Source organism: Vibrio sp. LB10LO1 (assembly GCF_010092875.1).
Taxonomy (GTDB): domain Bacteria; phylum Pseudomonadota; class Gammaproteobacteria; order Enterobacterales; family Vibrionaceae; genus Vibrio; species Vibrio campbellii.
Map to the genome: position 1 here is coordinate 16,639 of NZ_JAADJW010000040.1, position 20,600 is coordinate 37,238.

16 protein-coding genes are annotated in these 20,600 nt (G+C 46.1%); 11 read left to right on the plus strand and 5 right to left on the minus strand.

Annotated features, from left to right (window positions below; all coding sequences use genetic code 11):
- Positions 1 to 268: 268 nt before the first annotated feature.
- The 4 genes from GXP65_RS21405 (at position 269) to udp (ending at position 5,690) form a co-directional block, all read left to right on the plus strand.
- Positions 269 to 688 carry a CBS domain-containing protein gene (locus GXP65_RS21405; protein WP_005431646.1) on the plus strand — a complete coding sequence of 140 codons (420 nt, stop codon included), beginning with the start codon at positions 269 to 271 and terminating at the stop codon, positions 686 to 688.
- A gap of 63 nt (positions 689 to 751) precedes the next feature.
- The gene (locus tag GXP65_RS21410) at positions 752 to 2,203 is read left to right on the plus strand and encodes an MATE family efflux transporter (protein WP_045417687.1); all 1,452 of its coding nucleotides are present in this window, start codon (positions 752 to 754) and stop codon (positions 2,201 to 2,203) included.
- Between the two features lie 100 nt (positions 2,204 to 2,303).
- Positions 2,304 to 4,610 carry a zinc/cadmium/mercury/lead-transporting ATPase gene (locus GXP65_RS21415; protein ID WP_162093687.1) on the plus strand — a complete coding sequence of 769 codons (2,307 nt, stop codon included), beginning with the start codon at positions 2,304 to 2,306 and terminating at the stop codon, positions 4,608 to 4,610.
- Between the two features lie 321 nt (positions 4,611 to 4,931).
- On the plus strand, positions 4,932 to 5,690 hold the full coding sequence (udp, locus tag GXP65_RS21420; RefSeq protein WP_162093688.1) for a uridine phosphorylase: 759 nt from the start codon (positions 4,932 to 4,934) through the stop codon (positions 5,688 to 5,690).
- Positions 5,691 to 5,844: 154 nt separating this feature from the next.
- Here the strand turns inward: udp and GXP65_RS21425 are convergent, their stop codons facing one another.
- Both GXP65_RS21425 and GXP65_RS21430 read right to left on the minus strand, forming a co-directional pair.
- On the minus strand, positions 5,845 to 7,005 hold the full coding sequence (locus GXP65_RS21425) for a DUF1887 family protein (RefSeq protein WP_162093689.1): 1,161 nt from the start codon (positions 7,003 to 7,005) through the stop codon (positions 5,845 to 5,847).
- 165 nt (positions 7,006 to 7,170) lie between these two features.
- Positions 7,171 to 9,162, minus strand: coding sequence for a methyl-accepting chemotaxis protein (locus GXP65_RS21430; RefSeq protein ID WP_162093690.1), 1,992 nt, complete (start codon positions 9,160 to 9,162; stop codon positions 7,171 to 7,173).
- Positions 9,163 to 9,397: 235 nt separating this feature from the next.
- Between GXP65_RS21430 and hinT the strand changes: the two genes are divergently transcribed.
- The 7 genes from hinT (at position 9,398) to GXP65_RS21465 (ending at position 15,643) form a co-directional block, all read left to right on the plus strand.
- Complete coding sequence (gene hinT / locus GXP65_RS21435; protein ID WP_005431651.1) at positions 9,398 to 9,748, plus strand: purine nucleoside phosphoramidase; 351 nt, start codon at positions 9,398 to 9,400, stop codon at positions 9,746 to 9,748.
- Between the two features lie 70 nt (positions 9,749 to 9,818).
- Entirely contained in the window at positions 9,819 to 11,213 is a 1,395-nt protein-coding gene (locus GXP65_RS21440; RefSeq protein WP_105065422.1) for a hypothetical protein, read from the plus strand.
- The gene (locus GXP65_RS21445; protein ID WP_005431649.1) at positions 11,213 to 11,605 is read left to right on the plus strand and encodes a YcfL family protein; all 393 of its coding nucleotides are present in this window, start codon (positions 11,213 to 11,215) and stop codon (positions 11,603 to 11,605) included. The genes GXP65_RS21440 and GXP65_RS21445 overlap by 1 nt, the downstream gene beginning before the upstream one ends.
- Before the next feature lie 91 nt (positions 11,606 to 11,696).
- The gene (gene lpoB, locus GXP65_RS21450) at positions 11,697 to 12,287 is read left to right on the plus strand and encodes a penicillin-binding protein activator LpoB (protein ID WP_005431666.1); all 591 of its coding nucleotides are present in this window, start codon (positions 11,697 to 11,699) and stop codon (positions 12,285 to 12,287) included.
- Positions 12,288 to 12,329: 42 nt separating this feature from the next.
- Positions 12,330 to 13,211, plus strand: a complete 882-nt coding sequence (thiK, locus tag GXP65_RS21455) for a thiamine kinase (protein WP_162093691.1) — start codon at positions 12,330 to 12,332, stop codon at positions 13,209 to 13,211.
- 75 nt (positions 13,212 to 13,286) lie between these two features.
- On the plus strand, positions 13,287 to 13,826 hold the full coding sequence (gene ycfP / locus GXP65_RS21460; protein ID WP_005431653.1) for an alpha/beta hydrolase YcfP: 540 nt from the start codon (positions 13,287 to 13,289) through the stop codon (positions 13,824 to 13,826).
- 527 nt (positions 13,827 to 14,353) lie between these two features.
- Entirely contained in the window at positions 14,354 to 15,643 is a 1,290-nt protein-coding gene (locus GXP65_RS21465; protein ID WP_005431677.1) for an NAD(P)/FAD-dependent oxidoreductase, read from the plus strand.
- Positions 15,644 to 15,729: 86 nt separating this feature from the next.
- On the opposite strand, the gene GXP65_RS21470 is transcribed toward GXP65_RS21465, so the two are convergent.
- The 3 genes from GXP65_RS21470 to mfd form a co-directional block, all read right to left on the minus strand.
- Positions 15,730 to 16,278: a GNAT family protein gene (locus GXP65_RS21470; RefSeq protein ID WP_162093692.1), complete on the minus strand. Its 549-nt coding sequence runs from the start codon at positions 16,276 to 16,278 to the stop codon at positions 15,730 to 15,732.
- 78 nt (positions 16,279 to 16,356) lie between these two features.
- Positions 16,357 to 17,124, minus strand: coding sequence for a peptidoglycan binding protein CsiV (locus tag GXP65_RS21475; RefSeq protein WP_162093693.1), 768 nt, complete (start codon positions 17,122 to 17,124; stop codon positions 16,357 to 16,359).
- A gap of 7 nt (positions 17,125 to 17,131) precedes the next feature.
- Complete coding sequence (gene mfd / locus GXP65_RS21480) at positions 17,132 to 20,593, minus strand: transcription-repair coupling factor (RefSeq protein WP_045453315.1); 3,462 nt, start codon at positions 20,591 to 20,593, stop codon at positions 17,132 to 17,134.
- Positions 20,594 to 20,600 lie beyond the last annotated feature (7 nt).

The following is a 20,600-nucleotide window of genomic DNA, read 5'->3' on the forward strand; positions in this document are numbered from 1 at the left end:
ATTTCTTTTTGGTCTTTCTGTGTTGACTCGTTTCTGACTCGAATGATTTCAAGCTTGTATATTCTTTGCTTGCAGCGAAATGGTTTTTCCACGTGACTTTAAATAAATATGCAACTGCATATCTATAGGTTTGTGTTATGTATTGATTTAGATAAAGATCAATAGACAGCACCTATAAATAAAATTGCTAATTTCCATTTAGTAAAATCAAGAAATTAGACGACACTTATCTTAAAGGCAGCAAAAACGTGCCGCTAAGGAGATAAGAATGCACTCACTTAAAGTTAAAGATTATATGACGTTACAGGCGGTGACTTTCACCAAGGACATGTCGTTGACGGCGGCTTTGGACAAGGTGATGCAAAGTGTTACTCTAGGTGGACCTGTGATTAACGAAAACGAGAAAGTCATTGGATTCCTTTCAGAGCAAGACCTTTTAGACAAACTCGTTAAAGCCAGTTATCACTGTCAGGATACACACACGGTAGAAGAGTGTATGCATGACGATGTTCTGTCTGTGTCGCCAGAAATGTCTATTATCGAACTGGCTGACATGATGCAGATAGGTAAACCTAAAATGTATCCTGTGGTCGATGATAAAGAGAAGCTCGTCGGTGTGATTACAAGACGCGATGTATTAAGAGCCATCGGCAAAACGCTAAACGAATGTTTCCAACATCCCGTTTAATTTCAAAATAATAAGTATTAAGACGAAAGACGCCTCGGCGTCTTTTTGTCGTTGAGGAAGAGTATGTCTACGCAAGACGCGAAGTTTGTCCAAGGTTCTACGATGCGCCACATTCTGGTGATGTCTGGAGCCGGTTCCGTTGGTTTGATGGCTCTGTTTGTCGTCGATTTACTCGATATGCTCTTCATCAGTATGCTGGGGCAGGTGGAGCTGGCGGCTGCCGTCGGCTTTGCAGGAACATTGATCTTCTTTTCCACTTCAGCCTCTATCGGCACGTCGATTGCCATGGGCGCCCTGGTATCTAAAGCGATTGGCGCAAAGGATTTTGAACGCGCTAGGCTTACCAGTGGCAGTATCATGCTGGTAGCCTTTATGATCAGCTTGGTCATCACCATTGGTATGTACATTCATATCCCAGAGCTATTAGCCGCCATTGGTGCTGAGGGTGTTGCTGCTGAGCGTGCTGAAGCGTATCTCAACATTCTATTGCCAAGTGCGCCGATTCTGGCGTTGGGTATGTCTGCAGGTGCCGGTTTGCGAGCCGCGGGTGATGCAAAGCGCTCTATGTGGGCAACTTTGGCTGGTGGTATTGTTAACGCGATTCTCGATCCACTGTTTATCTTTGTCTTTAAATGGAACGTAGAAGGGGCTGCAGCGGCTTCTGTGATCGCTCGTTTCACAGTATTGGCTTTCTCCCTTTATCCGCTGATTAACGTGCACAAATTGGTGTCTCTTCCAGACTTCGATATCTTCAGAAATAATCTCAAACCTATCTTAGCGATCGCTATACCGGCCATTATCACCAACACTGCCACACCAATTGGTAATGCGATTGTGACCACTCACATTGCACAATTTGGTGAAGATTTTGTGGCAGGGTTTGCTGTGATAGGGCGTTTAACGCCAGTGTGCTTTGCTGTTATTTTTGCGCTTTCTGGCGCGGTTGGTCCGATCATTGGGCAGAACTTTGGCGCGGAGCGTATGGACCGTGTGAAGCGTACTCTGACCGACTCTTTATTGGTGACTACGATTTACACCCTAGGTGTCTGTGCTCTGCTTTATGTGCTGCAAGATTACATCGTAGCTATGTTTAGCCTAACGGGGGACGCCGCGATTATTGTTATCGCATTTTGCACCTATGTTGCCATTACGTTTGTCTTCAATGGGACTTTGTTTGTCGCCAACACTTCTTTCAATAATCTCGGTAAACCGCTTTATTCCACGGCGTTGAATTTGGGTAAAGCAACAATTGGTACTCTGCCTTTTGTTTACTTTGGATCGCAATGGTATGGCGCGCTTGGTGTGTTATATGGGCAAGCAGTGGGTACGATAGTGTTTGGGTTGCTGGCGTTAGTCGTGCTGAACAAACACATTAAAGATCTGATGCAAAACTTCGGAGAAGAAGACATTGAAGACGATCCTGCGATCACTTGCGTCAATACTCAGCCTTTTTGTTCCCATGATGCGGTATTGATAGATGAAGTAGCGACCGCTTTGGAAGATGAGAAAGCATAAATTTCGTGAAATGCACATAAATACACTTGACCTTGGAGTTAGCTCTAAGGTTTATTCTTAGTGATAAATAGAGACTTATCACCAATAAGGAAAGTGAATTATGTGTACGAAACATCAAGGTTGCCAAACAGGCAAAGTCAAATCTGCGGTGGCGCTAGGAGCAAACGATTCTTGCTGGGCGCCAGCAAAACCAACGCTTAATATTACGCAAGCAACCGTCGTAACTTCGGAAGATTCTTGCTGCAGTGGCGGAAGCTGTAGCTCGGATTCTGTTGAAGACGAAGGCCCTGCCGAACCCCTCGAATCCTCCATTCGTCATAGTTGGCTAGTATCGGGCATGGATTGTCCAGCTTGTGCTCAAAAGCTAGAAAAGGCCATTTCTTTTGTTGAGGGTGTCACAAATGCCAAGGTCTTGTTCGCGACAGAAAAGTTAGTGGTCGATTTTGATAATCGTGCGTTGGCTTCTGTCATCGAGCAGGTTTCTCAGCAAACTGGTTTCCCACTGACATCGACAGATGCACCCAAACCAAAAGCAGAGAAAAAGGGTTGGTTGGGCGTTATCAAAGACAATGTTCAAATCCTATCCATTGCAGGTGCGATGGCGTTTGCTGGCATCATTTCTGATTTCAATCCAACGCTGAGTACTTGGCTATTTACTTTAACCTGTTTGCTCGGCTTATACCCGGTTGCGATGAAAGCGGTCAAGTTGGCTCGTACTGGTACGCCATTTGCGATTGAAACATTAATGAGTGTGGCGGCGTTAGGTGCGCTTTACCTCGGTGAAACCGCTGAAGCGGCGATGGTGCTATTGCTTTTCCTTATTGGTGAAAAGTTAGAAGCATATGCATCATCTCGTGCTCGTAGCGGTGTTCAAGCTTTGATGGATCTTGTTCCAGAGAACACAACGCTGATTGTAGATGGTGAACGTCAAGAAGTGCCTGCGTCACAGCTACAACCGGGTGATGTGATTGAAGTTGCGCCTGGCGGTCGTATGCCAGCTGATGGCCTGCTGATGACTCAAGCGGCAAGCTTTGATGAAAGTGCGTTAACGGGCGAGTCTGTTCCCGTAGAGCATAACGAAGGCGGTAAAATCATGGCGGGTGCTGTGGTTGTCGATAAAGTCGTTCAAGTCAAAGTGACGTCTCGCCAAGGTGAGAACGCGATTGACCGTATCCTACATTTGATTGAAGAAGCGGAATCACGCAAAGCGCCACTTGAACGTTTCCTCGATAAGTTCAGCCGTTGGTACACACCGTTGATGATGCTTGTTTCTCTATTAGTCATCATTACACCACCATTGTTGTTTGCTCAACCTTGGGAAACGTGGGTATACCGTGGTTTAGCATTGCTGTTGATTGCATGTCCATGTGCTTTGGTTATCTCTACGCCAGCGGCGATCACTTCTGGCTTGGCAGCGGCAGCAAAACGAGGCGCATTGATCAAAGGTGGTGCTGCGCTTGAGCTATTGGGTCGTGTTGAATCGGTCGCTTTCGACAAAACGGGTACGTTGACACAAGGTAAACCACAAGTGACTGATGTGGTGCCGTTTGATGTGACTGAAGAGCAATTGCTTCGCCTGACGGCGTCGATTGAGATTGGCTCAAGCCACCCACTGGCCATTTCGTTGGTGAACAAAGCGCAAGAGCAAGGCATCAGCATTCCTGAAGCAGCAGACAAAACAGCGCAGGTTGGTTCTGGTGTGACAGGTCTTGTTGAAGGCAAATTGGTTCAAGTGATAGCACCATCGAAAGCTGACTTCCCAATCTCACAGCAGGTAGAGCAGCAAGTCTTGGCGTTGGAAGGGCAGGGTAAAACTGTGGTTATCGCACGCCACGATCACGAAGTGATAGGTTTGATTGCTTGGCAAGACACGCTTCGTCAAGATGCTCAACAAGCCGTTGCTGCATTGAAGAAACTGGGTATTTCATCTGTGATGCTAACAGGTGACAACCCTCGCAGTGCTGAAGCAATTGCGAACCAAATTGGCCTTGATTACAAAGCAAGTTTGCTACCAGCAGACAAAGTGCACTACGTGGAAGAGATTTCAGCGCAGCACACTGTCGCGATGGTGGGTGACGGCATTAATGATGCGCCAGCAATGAAAGCTTCAAGCATTGGTATTGCGATGGGCGGTGGTACTGACGTTGCACTCGAAACTGCCGATGCTGCACTGACTCACAATCGTTTGATCGAACTCGCTGGTATGATTGAACTATCACGTGCGACGCTGAACAACATTCGTCAGAACGTGGCGTTAGCATTAGGCCTAAAAGGTGTGTTCTTAGTAACAAGCTTACTGGGTATTACTGGTTTATGGGTTGCAGTTCTTGCCGACAGTGGTGCTACGGCACTGGTCACACTGAATGCGCTGCGTCTGCTTCGCTTTGAATCAAAACAAGTGAAGTAGTATCAACCTTCCGTACATCTTTGAATGTTGAATAAATAGCCCGAGGTCATCATACCTTGGGCTTTTTTCTGTCCTGGAGGTGGAGATAACAAAGATGAATAATTCGTTTGGTAAATCACTCATAGGTATGCAACGAAATGATCTTATGGCTTCAAAAGTGTGATCAAAACCGTTTTTATTTGAAAGTGTAGATTTATTACATTGTTTCATTGTGACTGTGATCACTCAATGTTAGTGAAAGGTTCGCTACAGTGCATCTGTACCCAACAACTTATTAATGAGCTTATTGTTTACAAAATAAGCCACAACAAGGAGCGACTTATGTCTCAAGCTGTATTCCATTTAGGTGTTACTGAAGCGGATCTTAATGGTGCTACTCTAGCAATCATTCCAGGCGATCCAGCACGCGTACAAAAAATCGCTGAAGAAATGGAAAACCCAGTATTTCTAGCAAGTCACCGTGAATACACGCTATACCGTGCAGAGCTAGACGGTAAACCTGTTGTGGTTTGTTCTACTGGTATCGGTGGCCCATCTACTTCTATCGCAGTAGAAGAGTTGGCGCAGCTTGGCGTTCGCACTTTCTTACGTGTAGGTACTACTGGTGCAATCCAACCACACGTAAACGTGGGTGACATGATCGTTACTACAGGTTCTGTTCGTCTAGACGGCGCGAGCCTACACTTTGCTCCAATGGAGTTCCCAGCAGTAGCAGATTTTGAAATCGCAACAGCAATGAAAACAGCGGTTGAAGAGTCTGGTGCTACAGTTCATATGGGTGTGACTGCTTCAAGTGACACTTTCTATCCAGGTCAAGAGCGTTACGACACTTTCTCTGGCCGTGTTGTTAAGCGTTTCCAAGGTTCTATGCAAGAGTGGCAAGACATGGGCGTTCTAAACTTCGAAATGGAGTCAGCAACACTGCTAACTATGTGTGCAAGCTCAGGCCTGAAAGCAGGTTGTGTGGCGGGTGTAATCATCAACCGTACACAAAAAGAGATTCCAGATCATTCAACGCTGAAAGAAACGGAAGCTCGCTCAATTAAAGTTGTAGTAGAAGCAGCGCGTAAGATGCTTTAAGCACAACATTTAGTTGGCATTTAAACAAACGGGAAAAGCCAGAGGTTCGCCTCTGGCTTTTTCTATCTGGCAGTGTTGTATGAGTATTCAAACAACAAATATGCCGCAATAAAAAAGCAGCTCGAGGCTGCTTTTTTTGAACGGATGTTAACGATTAGATTTCGTCAGAACCGCCAGCGGCTTTAAACCATACGGTTAGGTGCGTTTTGAGATCTTTCAGCTCATCAGGGCCGATCAATGCTAAACCTAAGTCCTCTGCACGAGTGATGTCGTTGTGACGCAGTGGGCGGAAGCTGACTAGCATCGCTCGCGCTTGCAGGCCGCCTAATAAGTCACGTAACGATTCCAGCTTGTACAGGGTGTCATCGCCATCATCACGCATGCCTTTCGTCTTACATTCAATGATGTGAAGCTTGTTGTTTACCACCGTTGCTACGTCAAGTTCATTGCGCACTTCGCTTTCACCGAGTTTGCGGTAAACCTGCACATTCAACGAACGGTCTTGGATCGTCGGCATGGTGTCTTGGATTTGTTTCACTGTGCTGTGCACCAGCGTTTCTAGCCATTCACCGTTAGAGAAACGACGAGCATCTTCGTCAGCGAAGGTTAGAACACCGTTTTCGTAAGTGGCGATTTGCGCTTCAACCAAATCGGTCAGTAGCATGTTCAGCTCACGGTAGCCTTGTTGCTTCTCTGAAAGCTCCACATCCAGCTTTTGTTCTTTACGACAAGTAGTTGCAAGGTAGTTCAGTGTTGCAAGGCCAGGGCCAAGCTCCAGCGCGTTAGATGCCCAGCGTTCACCCAGTTCGTAAAGCTTTTGATCGAGTTGAGGTGGAAGGTCTACGTGGTGGAATTCACCGCGCGCACCGAAAATAGTGAGGTAATCAGAAATCGTAATGTGGTCTTCCACTTGCGTGTCTTCTTTGCCATCTGGGTAAAGCCAGCACAGTTTGTCGCTGTTTGGTTCTACTACGAAGATTGGCCAGCGGTACGTACGGAAGACTTCGTACACGGAAAGCAGTCGGTGACGGAGGCCACAGCTTGCATTGAGTTTTACTTCTTCACCTCGGTCATGGAGGTCTTTTGCCAATTGATGGACAGATTGTTTGATCAGAGAAGTGTTTACTGCAGAAGGAATTTCAAAGAATTCAGACGTAATTTCTCGCTGCTCTAATACTGCGCTCAGTCGCTCGTACATATCGGATTGGCTTTTGTCGCCGATGAAGACGATATGTGTACTTACAGTGCGATTATCCAAAAGAGGAGTGACTAATCTCACTGGATCTTGGTCGATAATACCAACATGAACAGCCATAGGTTTTCCTTCTTATTTGGCTTGCTCGAAAAGAGAAAAGAAAAGGGATGAGCAAGCCATATAAACCATATGTAGACACAGCTCATAAAAAACAAGGGCGACTTCAATAAAAAGTCGCCCTTATACAGTTGGTTGCAATGAATTTTCTAGTTTTTACATAAAACTTTATAGTTTAAATCGATGAACCAGTTCGTTTTGTTGATGTGCCAGTTGAGTCAAAGATTCACTGGTTTGCGCGATGCTAGACATCGCATGGTAGCTCTGGTCAGCAATGCTATTGATGTCTTCAATGCTGCGCGCAATATCCGCAGAAGTCTCGCTCTGCTCAGCCGCCGCTTGGGATATGTGGGTACTCATCTGACTGATTTCGATGATCAGCGCTTGGATTTCTTCCATTGAGCTGTTTGCCTTAGAGGCTTGCTCAACAGACATTTCCATATCACTCATACAGCTTTGAATAACTTGGTTAGCAGACTGAGAACTGGATTGAAGGTTACTGATCATTGCTTCAATCTCAGTTGTCGATTGTGTGGTCTTGGAAGCCAGCACGCGAACTTCATCTGCCACTACCGCAAACCCGCGCCCCTGTTCACCAGCACGTGCCGCTTCGATCGCCGCATTCAGCGCAAGCAGGTTGGTTTGTTCGGCAATATTACGAATCACATCCAGAATCGAGCCGATTTGGCCACTCATTTTTTGTAGCTCAGAAACCGCAGAGACGGATTCGTTTAAGCGTGTCTCAAGCTGGTTGATGGTCGAGATGTTGCTGTTCATGACGTTACGGCCTTGATCTGAAGCAGTCTCAACACGCTGTACCATCTCTAACGAGCCTTGAGCACTTTGCGCGACTTCTTGCACTGAGTGAGACATCTCTGTCATTGCCGTGGCTACGTTTGCGGTTTGCTCACGCTGAGAGTTCAACTGAGCTTGTGCTTGAGAAGAAGTCTGCTCGTTCGTCGAGGCTGTAGACGCTAGGTTTTCTGATGCGTCGTTCAGCTTAACAAGGATGTTATGTAGGCTGTCTGCCAGCGTATTGATATGGCCACTCACACGGCTGAATTCGTTGTTGTAACGAATATCAATGCGTTGCGTCATGTCGCCTTCTGTCAGACCTTCTAATGCCTTCAGAATACGAGTCAGTGGCTCACGAACACTATGAGCAATGTGGTAACCGATAGCCGTTGCAAACAACACCACAATGACGCCAATCACAATCGCTTTGGTAACACCTGCTGAGTAGATGTCGCCTGCGTCTGCAAGAGATTCGTTCAGCTTATTGGTTGCGGTTGTAGTGAACTGCTCAAGAATCGACATGCTTGAGTCAACTTTGGTGGCAAGGTTAGCGATGTTGTTGTAAAGCGCCGCACGTGCCGATAGATAGTTATTGTGTTGGTCTAATACACCACCACGCATACCTACGTCACGGGTAAATTGTTCAACAGACTCGCCGAAGGCTTCTTTAAGTTCAGGAAGTTGAGTCACCAAACCGCGGAAAGCGTAATTCAGATGCGTCACCGCCTTGCGGTTTTTTGCTACGGCTTGCGTTACAAACTCAGGATTTGAGCTTGCCAGCGCATCTGACGTAATCACTTCTGCATCTTTCAGCTTAATAAAGTAGCTTTTCGCCATCACTTTAACTGAGATGCTGGATTGATCCGCCACGTATTCTTTTAGACCCACAGATAGCTCAGTATTGAGTTGTTGGAAGCGACGAGAAGATTTTTGCACTTCTTCTTGTGCAGCGAACATCGCTTCGTAGTTATCCATGGCTTCTTTTGCTTCGGTAAAGTAGCTCTGCTCAAGTTCTTTAAGCTGAGAAAAAGGTTCGGCAAGGGAAGGGTAGATTTGGCTTGCAACTTCAAGTTGGCTCAATGTTGCTTCGAAGCTTTGTTGAGATTTGGCAAATTCCTGACGCATCTGACCCATGCGTTGTTTATTCTCTGTGGTCAGGAAGTCTTTAAAAGATTTGTCGGCAGAAAGAAGCTCTACACTGGTTTGGTTAGATAAAGAGACAAGCGGCAGAGAAGACTTGGATACAGTCTCAAACTTACCGTGAATATCATTCATGCCCCCCATCATAATGGCAATCGTGACTGCGAATAAGACGATGATCAGCGCAAAGCCTGCATACATCCTTTTAATTACTGAACCCCGCATAAGTGAGCTTCCTCTCCCAAAAATAGACAACATAAATTAGAATTGTCTTAAAAAAGTAACAAAATTCATCGGATTGTATTGAGTTTGCGACGCACGTTTTATGACGCACACGACAAAAAAAGCTTCAACGTCACGACTTATATTGATAATGTTAAGTGAACACTGTTTTTTATTGAGCTCGCTTTTGGCTTAGCGCATACTAAATAGGTTACACACCTTATAAAATGGAGTACCCATGGCGGAAGAAACCATCTTTAGCAAAATTATTCGCAAAGAAATCCCAGCAGATGTCCTTTACCAAGATGATTTAGTAACGGCATTTCGTGATATCAATCCGCGTGCGCCAAGCCATATCCTTATCATTCCGAACAAGCTGATCCCGACAACCAATGACGTGGAAGTGGAAGATGAGGCAATGATGGGCCGTATGTTCACGGTTGCGAAGAAGCTCGCTAAAGAAGAAGGCATTGCAGAAGACGGTTACCGTTTGATTGTAAACTGTAACTCACATGGCGGTCAGGAAGTCTATCATATTCATATGCACCTAGTGGGCGGTCGTCCTTTAGGCCCTATGGTATTGAGTTAATCTTTTAGGAGTGGGTGAGGTGATTCATCCACTTCTTTCTTCCTTGAACAACACATTTGTGGAGATAAATGTGAAACATGGTGTGAAGCTATTCGGATTGATGAGCTGGGTCCTGCTTGCTACAGGATGTGCAAACTTATCCGCTGGCAATCTGTTCAGTCATTATAGCGACCAAAATAAAGAAGTTTATCAAGCTGTGGTTGCTGGCGAATATGCCAAAGCTGAGCAACTGCAATCGAGTGATGTCGGTGGCGAAATACTTGGCAACTTTGAACAAGGCCGAATCTCGTTTCTTGCGCAAGACTATCCGACCAGCCTAAGTTCACTTGAAGACAGCGATCGTGCAGTACGCAAACAACAAGATCGCGCTACCATTTCTGTTACGGAAACGGCGACCAGTGTGGGTTCTCTTGCCGTTAACGACAATTTAAACGAATACCAACCTGCCGACTATGAACTCGGCTTTTTGCATTTGTACCTTGGTCTGAACTATCTACAAAAAAATGACCTTGAAGGGGCGCTGGTTGAAATGCGCCGTGCAAACCAAGTTCAAGAGGCGGCAAAGAAAGCACGAGAAAGGGAACTAAACCAAGCAGAGAAGGATCTTAAGAAGCAAGGTATGTCAGCGAACTTAGGTAGCGTGTTAGCCAACTACCCAGACGCAGGCAAAAAGCTGAGCTCTGTACAAAATGGTTACTTATTCTACCTTTCTGGATTGCTGTATGAAGCGTCACGAGATTTGAACAGTGCGTATGTAGACTATCGTCGTGCACTTGCAGTGATGCCAGATAACAAGCAAGTTATTGAAAGCACCATGTATGCCGCGAAAAAGCTCGGTATGCGTCAAGATCTTCGTATGCTAGAGAAGCGCTACGGCAAAGCACCATCAGGGCTGAGTAAGTCGCAAGGTCGCGTGATTGTGATTGATGAGCAAGGTGTGGTGGAAGCGCTACAAGGTTGGCGTATTGATTTACCAATCTATGACAGCCGAGGTGATGGCGCGATCTACTCGCTCGCACTGCCCTATTATCCGAAGCGCGGTACACAACGTTTTGGTGATGTTGCGTTGAATGGTAAAAAGCTACCTTCAAGCACATTGGCTGATGTGAATGCCATGGCGCAAAACGATTTGCATGAGCGTTTAACGACGATTGTGATTCGTCAGGCAATTCGTGTTTGGGCCAAAGACAGAATTCGAAAAGAAGCGGCAAAAGGTGATGATGTCGGCAACATTCTTTTCAACGTGTGGAATACACTAACCGAACAACCTGATACCAGAAGTTGGCAGACACTTCCGGGCACGGTGAAAACGGCGTCGAAAGTCGTCAAGCCGGGTCAGCAGAGTCTGAACGTTGGTGATCAGGTGTATCAATTCGAAGTGCCAGCACAGCAAACAACGTTGGTTTGGGTTTCTCGTCAGGGAACACATTCTACGGTGTGGCATAAACAGCTAGGGAGGTTGTAATGAGAGCATGGCTTATAGGTTTGGCAGTGATAGTAGGTTTAGCAGGTTGTGCAGATAACACTGCGGGAATCCGAATCGATGGCCAAACGCAAAAGGTTTTCTTCCACGATAACGTCATGGGTAGTCGCCTGTTGGTAGACAACATTACCACGACTTATGTGGATGACCGTCCACGCGGTGTTGTTCAACTGAGCAGCAATTACAAAGGCGATCAAGAGATTCTTTATCGTTTTTACTGGTATGACAATACTGGATTAGAAGTGAATACCAAACCAGGTCCATGGCGCAAAATGATTGTGCGTGGATTTGAACAAGTGACTTTGTCTGAAGTGACGGTGAACCCGAATGGGACTCAATTCCGTGTACAAATTCGCGAAGCACAAGATAACTAACCCAAGCTTTGGGATACATATTTTTTAGGTAGCTATGCTGCTTTCCCAAGATGGAGACGTCTCGGGATGAAACACAAACTAAGGAACTCTCATGAAAAAAAGTATTATTGCTCTTTTAGGTCTTGCCGTCATTCTGGGTGGTTGTTCAAACAAAGTCTCTTACGGTGATGCGCAAGCGACAGAAACCACAACGATCGATTTTGGCTCGACGGATCTACAAAAAATTGCTGGCGAAATGGTCGACAGCATGATGATGTCAGGTTCAGTGGCAGCAATTACTCGTGACCAACGTCCTATCGTGTTTGTTGAGCGTATCAAGAACAAGACAAGCGAACATATTGATACGGAATCAATCACAGACACTATCTCTACTAAGATGCTGAACTCTGGTAAGTTCCGTTTCGTAGATATGGACCGCGTTGAGTCTGTTCGTGAGCAACTTAACTTCCAAAACACTGACGAGCTAGTGAACCAAAGCACAGCAATCCAATTCGGTAAAATGGTCGGTGCGCAATACATGCTTTACGGAAACCTTTCTAGCATCGTGAAAAATGCAGGTAGTGACAAAGACGTTTACTACAAAATGACCATGCGTCTAATGGACCTTGAAACTGGTCTGATTGAGTGGGCGGATGAGACTGAAATCCGTAAAGAACAATCTAAGAGCCTATTTGGTCTTTAATTGATTCTGTTTGGTCTTATGACCTGAGTGGAGAAGTCATTCATGGCGTGGTTTTCTTGGCAACAAGCGAAACAATTAGACCCGAGTCTAAATACTCTTGATGGCTTCTTTACTTCGCCACCAGTGAAGGTTCAAACCGTCACTGGTGGATTGACCAATCGCTGTTGGCGGTTGGAATCCTCTGAAGGCCTTGCTTACGTCTGGCGACCGACCAGTAATGTATGCAAGGCCTTTGCTATATCTCGCCACAATGAATATCAAGTTCTCAACGCGATTGCTCCGCTCAATTTAGGCCCGAAGCCCGTGTTTGTTCACGAGCAAGGTTTATTGGTGGAGTGGGTGCCGGGTGAAACTCTCACCAAACCGGGAATTGATAGTGAAGAGTTACTGCCAATAGCGGCTGCGATTCACGAGTATTCAGCAACGTCGATTCCATTAGTGCCATTCTCTTATCTCTCACGTATCGATCATTATTGGTTAGAGCTGGGAGGCAAGTACGTAGGCACGGAGTTTGAGATGTTGTACCGTAAGTGGCGTTCTGAACCAAGCGTAGAGCAAATCCCAGCAGCACTGTGCCATTTTGACCTTGGTTGTTACAACTTAGTGCGCGGCCAAGATGGTGTGAAAGTCATTGATTGGGAATACGCAGGCTTAGCGGACCCAAGACTTGATCTCACCCTTATTTTGCAATTGGCTGACGTACCAATTGAAGATGGGGTCGTCAGGTATTGCCAAGTTCGTCAAATTGAAGAAGTGGATTTGTGGCTAGAAGGCGTTCAAGCTTGGATGCCAAGAACTCGAATGATGGCAATGCTATGGTATTTAGTCGCCTACAAATTGTGGGATGATGAACAATACTTAGACAGTGCTCGCGAGTTTAAAGACTTATTATGTATTGAAGATCACTGTTTTGATAACTCATGACTTTTTCCTCTTTAACCATAAGGAAATAGTGGTAGTTTAAAGTGAAGTACCAGCAAGTCACAGGGAGAGGTACACATGATTATTTACTTGCACGGCTTTGATAGTACAAGCCCAGGTAACCACGAAAAAGTTCTTCAATTGCAGTTCATCGATGATGACGTTCGTTTCATCAACTACAGTACACTTCATCCTAAGCATGACATGCAGCACTTATTGAAAGAAGTGTCTAAGGTCATTGACCAAGCGAACGATCCAAATCCACTGATTTGTGGTGTGGGTCTTGGCGCATACTGGTCAGAGCGAATCGGTTTTCTTTGCGGCATCAAACAAGTGATGTTCAACCCGAATTTGCATCCAGAGAAGACGATGGCAGGGCGTATTGATCGTCCAGAAGAGTACGAAGATATTGCCACCAAATGTGTTGAGCAGTTCCGTACGAAAAACCAAGAGCGCTGTTTGGTTATTTTGTCGAAAGAAGATGAAATTCACGACAACTCAAAAACCGCAGCAGAATTGGATAAACACTACCAAATCATTTGGGATGAAACTCAATCGCATAAATTCAAGAAAATCTCTCACCACTTGCAAGCGATGAAGGCATTCAAAAACGCTTAACTTGCCCCAGAGCAAATGATTTAACTATCTTTAAACGGCACTTTTCGAAGTGCCGTTTTTGTTTCTGGCTTTGCCCAACTTGATAATAATAATTCTGTAGAAATTTACATTTTGTAGCTATTTATTATCTTGATTTATTGTTTTAACCTTTTGTGGCACGAAAACGATACCGTTAAGCAGATGAAAATTAGCCAATCCGTATCTAGAGTAAGGATTTTTGTTGCCATCAAAAGATAGCCCTATATAATGAACTTCGTAAAAATAATTTGATAAATATCAAAAAAAATTGAGAGCGAGTAAGAAACTTGCCCATTTTTTGTCTGAGATCGCGTGTTTCAGACCAAGAAACCGATGCACATCAACAAGCAAATGAAATAAGAAGCAAAAACAAGATGGTATCGGCGTTTATCCAAAAGTGAGCTCACCTCTAGAGACCAAAGAATTCATCGGTTGGATGTATGACCGCAGAGCACTGTGAGTCAGCATCGAGCTGAACCCATATATTCATTTTTGTAGAGGATAACATTGTGACACGCATTATCGTTGTAGGCGGCGGTGCTGGTGGCCTTGAGTTGGCAACCAAACTGGGCCGCACTCTGGGTCGTAAGAACCGTGCGCAAATTACACTGGTAGACCGTAAAGCGAGCCACTTGTGGAAACCATTGTTGCACGAAGTAGCAACAGGTTCTTTGGACGAAGGTGTGGATGCACTGAGCTACCGTGCTCACGCAAAAAACCACAGCTTTGACTTCCAAATGGGCAGCCTTCAAGACATTGATCGTGAACGTAAAGTGATCATTCTAAGTGAGCTTAAAGACGAGCACGGCGAACTTCTTATGCCAAGCCGTGAACTAGAATACGATATTCTAGTGATGGCAATTGGTTCTACATCTAACGATTTCAACACTCCTGGTGTTCGTGACAACTGTATCTTCCTAGATAGCCCAGAACAGGCACACCGTTTCCGTAGTGAAATGAACAACGAGTTCCTAAAACTGCACGCGAAAAACGGTAATGGCACGGTAGATATCGCGATTGTTGGTGCGGGTGCGACTGGTGTTGAGCTCTCTGCTGAGCTTCACAACGCAGTGAAAGAGCTGCGTACTTACGGCTTTGGTGACCTAGATTCTAGCAAGCTAAACGTAAACCTAGTTGAAGCGGGCGAACGTATTCTTCCTGCGCTTCCTCCACGTATTTCTTCTGCGGCACACCAAGAATTGGTTAAGTTGGGTGTCAACGTACGCACAGCGACCATGGTGACGCAGGCGGACAAAGACGGTCTGACGACGAAAGACGGTGAGAAGATCCCTGCGCAAATCATGGTATGGGCTGCGGGTATCAAAGCGCCTGACTTCATTAAAGATATCGCAGGTCTAGAGACGAACCGTATTAACCAGCTTGTAGTGAAAAACACGCTACAAACCACACGTGATGACGACATCTTCGTTATTGGTGATCTAGCACAATGTACTCAGCCTGATGGCTCTTTTGTTCCGCCACGAGCTCAAGCTGCGCACCAAATGGCTAGCCAAGCGTTTACTAACATCGTTGCTAAGCTAAATGGTCGTGAACTGAAAGCTTACGAATACAAAGACCACGGTTCTCTGGTTTCTCTAAGCCGCTTCTCTACGGTTGGTAGCTTGATGGGTAACCTAACCAAAGGTTCGATGATGGTTGAAGGTCGTATCGCTCGTGTGGTTTACATTTCGCTATACCGCATGCACCAAATGGCACTGCATGGCGTGATTAAGACAGGCCTGATGATGCTGGTTGGCCGTATCAACCGCGTGCTGCGTCCGAACTTGAAGCTGCACTAATATTTGATGATTTGGCTCTTTAAGCTGATTTGGTTGAGAGCGAAACAAAGGTCAAAACAGAAGCCACTGCATGTCGGTGGCTTTTTTCATTCTAAGTCACTAGGAAGCAGTGAATACACTACGCCATCATTTGGCTTGCCATGGAAGATAAAACGGTTTCTGGCAATGGCTTCTTTTTGTGCGCCAACGGATTCAATTAATGCCTGACTGGCGGTGTTATCTGGATCGCAGACAATTTCCACGCGAGTTAAATTGAGTTTGGCAAAGCAGAACTCTGCCAGTGAGCGAATCGATTCTTGTGCATAACCTTTGCGCTGATAGCGATCGGCAACCCAATAACCAATGCTTGCCATATTGAAGGTATGGTAAAGCTCATTAACCGCTGCCATGCCTACGAGACTGTTGCTCTCGCGCTCGTAAACGCCAAAACCAAACGCCTCGGTTTTGACCCAATTTAAGCGAGTTGCTAACAAGAAATCTTGAGCGTCTTTTAACGTAACGTCTTCATTGCACCAATCTAGCCATTGATGCAGAGAAGGGGATTCGACTAGGAGTCGCTGCAAGGTGTGAGCGTGTTCTGAAGGAATCAGTCGCAGCGCTAAACGAGGGGTGACGATTTCAAAATCTGGACTCATGAATTGATACAACTTCCATGTGAGACTCTAGATAAAACAAAGCGCAGCCAGTGCTGCGCTTTTATGTTGAGGTGGCTCTTATCGAACTCGACGAACTTGAATGATCATACCCATCAATGGGTTGTCTAGGTAGTGGGTTTCGCCACTGCGCATACGACGCTTTTGATCCATTCGGAAGCTCTTCAAAAACTTCTCTTCGGTCACGGTTGGGGTGACTTCCGCTAAGTTGCCAACTTGTACGTTGCCATCGACTTCGCCAAATTCATCAGATAGCTGTTCTGAAGGCTGTGACGCTAGGTGGACTTCACGCACGCTTGGTTCACGAATATCGATGGTTGTTTCAGCAAACAAGTAGTGCTGAACATAGATTTGTAACTTACCGTCTAGTTCGTACAGTGGGCCATTCACGCTCTCTTCACTGTAGCCATCGGTTGATAGTGATGTGCTGCTGCCGACAGGGCTGCCATCTGCATTGTAAGAGCCAGAGAAGTCTCGGCCACCAACCATACGGAAGATTGGTGCACTGGCTTTACCACGGTCACCTTGACGCCATGCCACGTGTTTTAGCACTTTAAAGCCTGCGTGGTTGTTCAGTGCAGCCTCTTGTGCGTTCAATCGGTAAGAAGAACGTGGTAGAAGCGTGGCGCCTTTTGACTGGCGGTAAGAATCGCTTTGTAGGCTGCCGACGTTACTCATTTCAATAGTTGGCAGTTCATTTGGCCATGATTCACTGGTACTTTCAGCGTTGACTGCTCGCTTGAAAATAATTACTTCAATATCAAATTGACGCGCAGCCCAAGATGGCATTGAGACACAAAGAAGCAATAATGGGATCAGTATTCTCATTCGACTATTAGCTCGTTGGTAATAAATTCTGTTTAAAATCATTCAGTAAGTCTTGAACAAACTGGATGCGTTTACGTCGGTCCGTCAATGGTACGCTAAACTTGAACTTAGTTGGACCTTCCATTGCAAATTTTTGCGGCTGTGATTGCAGGAGTTTAACCAAATACGCTGGATTAATGTCAGCATCAGGGTAAAACTCAATGAATCCGCCCTTATCATGCGCCTCAATTTTCTTCGCTTTGAGACATCCTGCCCCAATTTTCAACTCTGAGACAGATAGGAGGTTCTTGGTTGCATCTGGTAAAACACCAAATCGGTCAATCAGTTCCACTTTTAGTTCAGACAAACCTTCGTTATCTGTCACGCTTGCAATGCGTTTGTACATCGATAGACGCGTGTTCACATCTGGAATGTAGTCATCCGGCAATAGCGCTGGGATACGCATCTCAATTTCAGTTTGTTCGCGAAGCAGATCATCCAATGATGGCTCTTTACCTTCTTTCAATGCTTCGACCGCTTGTTCAAGCATCTCCATATACAGTGTAAAGCCAACAGATTGAATTTGACCACTTTGTTCGTCACCTAATAGCTCACCCGCACCACGAATCTCAAGATCGTGCGTGGCCAGTGTGAAGCCTGCACCGAGATCTTCCAGCGAAGCGATCGCATCAAGACGCTTAATCGCATCTTTGGTGATGGCTTTTGGATGTGGCGTCAGTAAGTAAGCGTAAGCTTGGTGGTGTGAACGACCAACGCGGCCACGAAGCTGGTGCAACTGCGCTAAACCGAGGTTATCGGCACGATCCATAATGATGGTGTTGGCCGTCGGAACGTCGATACCTGTCTCGATGATGGTGGTACACACCAGCAGGTTGAAACGCTGGTGGTAGAAATCGTTCATGATGCGCTCTAGTTCGCGTTCACGCATTTGACCATGGGCAACGGTCACTCGCGCTTCAGGAATCAGCTTTTGTAGGTCTTCAGCGGTTTTTTCAATGGTTTCTACTTGGTTGTGTAGGAAATAAACCTGACCACCACGCATGATTTCACGCAGTACGGCTTCGCGTACCACAGAGTCTTCACGTTGACGCACAAAGGTCTTGATAGCTAGGCGACGCGCAGGCGGTGTTGCGATTATCGACAAGTCGCGCATGCCACTCATTGCCATATTCAATGTACGAGGAATAGGGGTTGCGGTCAGCGTTAGGATGTCGACATCAGCACGCATCGCTTTCACTTTTTCTTTTTGGCGTACACCGAAGCGGTGTTCTTCATCGACAATCAACAAGCCAAGATCTTTGAATTTGATGTCGCTTGAAAGTAGCTTGTGAGTACCTACGACAATATCCACTTTGCCATCGGCGACGTCTTGAAGAATGACTTTTTGCTCTTTTGCCGATTTAAAACGTGAAAGTACTTCAACGCGAATTGGTAAGTTGGCAAAGCGATCACGGAAGTTTTCAAAGTGCTGTTGAGCAAGTAGGGTGGTTGGCACCAATACCGCGACCTGCTTACTGTTGTCTGTAGCAACAAACGCAGCGCGCATCGCCACTTCTGTTTTACCAAAGCCCACATCACCACATACGAGGCGGTCCATGGCTTTTGCTTGGCACATATCGGATAGAACCGCATTAATAGCAGTTGACTGATCATCGGTTTCTTCAAACGGGAAGGTGGCTTTAAATGTGGCGTATTGACCACGGTCCAGCTCAAACTTGTAGCCCGGTTTCAATTCACGCTTAGCGTAAACATCAAGTAGCTCTGCCGCGACGTCGCGTACTTTCTCAGCGGCTTTACGACGAGCCTTCGCCCATGCTTCACCACCCAGTTTATGCAGCGGCGCGCTCTCTTCAGCACCACCAGAGTAGCGGCTGATTAGGTTTAATGAAGAGACGGGAACGTAAAGCTTGGCGTCATTTTGATACTCAAGGGTTACGTATTCCGTTTTCATGCCGCCAGCCTCAAGAGTCTGTAAGCCAATATAGCGACCGATACCGTGATCGATGTGCACAACGGGCTGACCCGGCTTAAGTTCAGCTAGGTGACGAATAACGGTGTCACTGTTTACCGCTTTCTTGTCTTTACGGCGACGTTGAATCACACGATCGCCCAGCAGATCGCTTTCACAGATCAGGGCGAAGTTCAGGTCATCGTGAATAAAGCCATGTTCTGCTGCACCTAAGATCAAACTGAAACGATCGCCAGAATCCAGTGCTTGGTAGAGTGAACCATGCACGACAGGACGCACTTTAATGCCTTGCAGCAGCTCTGTTAGCGCTTCGCGGCGGCCTTCCGATTCCACAGAGAAAATGATTTTACCCGTGAATTGTTCACTGAATTGACGTAAACGCGCTAACGGCTCTTTGTTCTGCTGTTGAACACCAAGCTCGGCTAGAGATTGAACTGCGAGATTCTGGCGACCAGCACGCTTAACGATTTTCTCTAAGTTCAATTGCGCCTGTGGCAGCTGTTTGAAGTGAGTAAATAGTTCGTCTTTTTTCAACCACAATTCATGTGGTGCTAACAACGGACGCATCGGATCGATTTTCTTTTGATCGTAGCGGTAATCTACGTCATTCAAGAACGTATCCACTGCGGCTTCAATATCACCGTATGTGATCAGTTGAGAGTCTTCTGGCAGGTAGTCAAACAGCGTTTCGGTATGGTCGAAGAACAATGGTTGCCAGTACTCGATACCTGCCGGCCAAGTACCTTTAGTGACTTGCATGTAAATCGACTCAGGCTCGCGGCGAGCTTCAAATTGAGAACGCCAGCGAGTACGGAAATCTTCAATTGCCGCTTTGGTTGTCGGGAACTCATGCGCTGGTAGCAATTGGATTTGCTGAATGTCTTCGATCGAACGTTGGTTTTCTGGATCGAAGGTACGGATGGTGTCGATCTCGTCATCGAAGAAATCAATGCGGTATGGATCTGAGCTGCCCATTGGGAACAGGTCAAGGATCGACCCTCGGCTCGCGTATTCACCCGGACCAAACACTTGATCAACGTGACGGTAGCCTGAGTTCTCTAGCTGCACACGAAGCTTATCTAGTGAGAATTGGTCGCCCGTTTTCACCATCAAAGTGTGTTGCAATAAGAAATCACGCGGAGACTGGCGCTGCAACACCGTACTTACTGGCACAATCGTTACGCCGTTACTTTGAGTCGGCAATTGGTATAAGCGTGCAATACGGTCTGAGATGATCTCTTGGTGCGGAGAAAAGTTGTCGTAAGGCAGTGTTTCCCAATCTGGAAATAGGCTGACTGGCTGATCGGTAAACTGTTCAATTTCCGCTTGCAGCTTGAGTGCGATTTGTGGATCTGGCACGACAAGCAAAGAGTGACTTGAATGCTGTTTGGCTAGCTCAGCGATTGCCATTGCCAATGCTGCACCAGGTAGGTTGCCAAGTTGTTTTTTGTCGCCACGCTCAGATGGATTCGTGACGGAAAGAATTGTTGCTTTTGTCATGATAGTT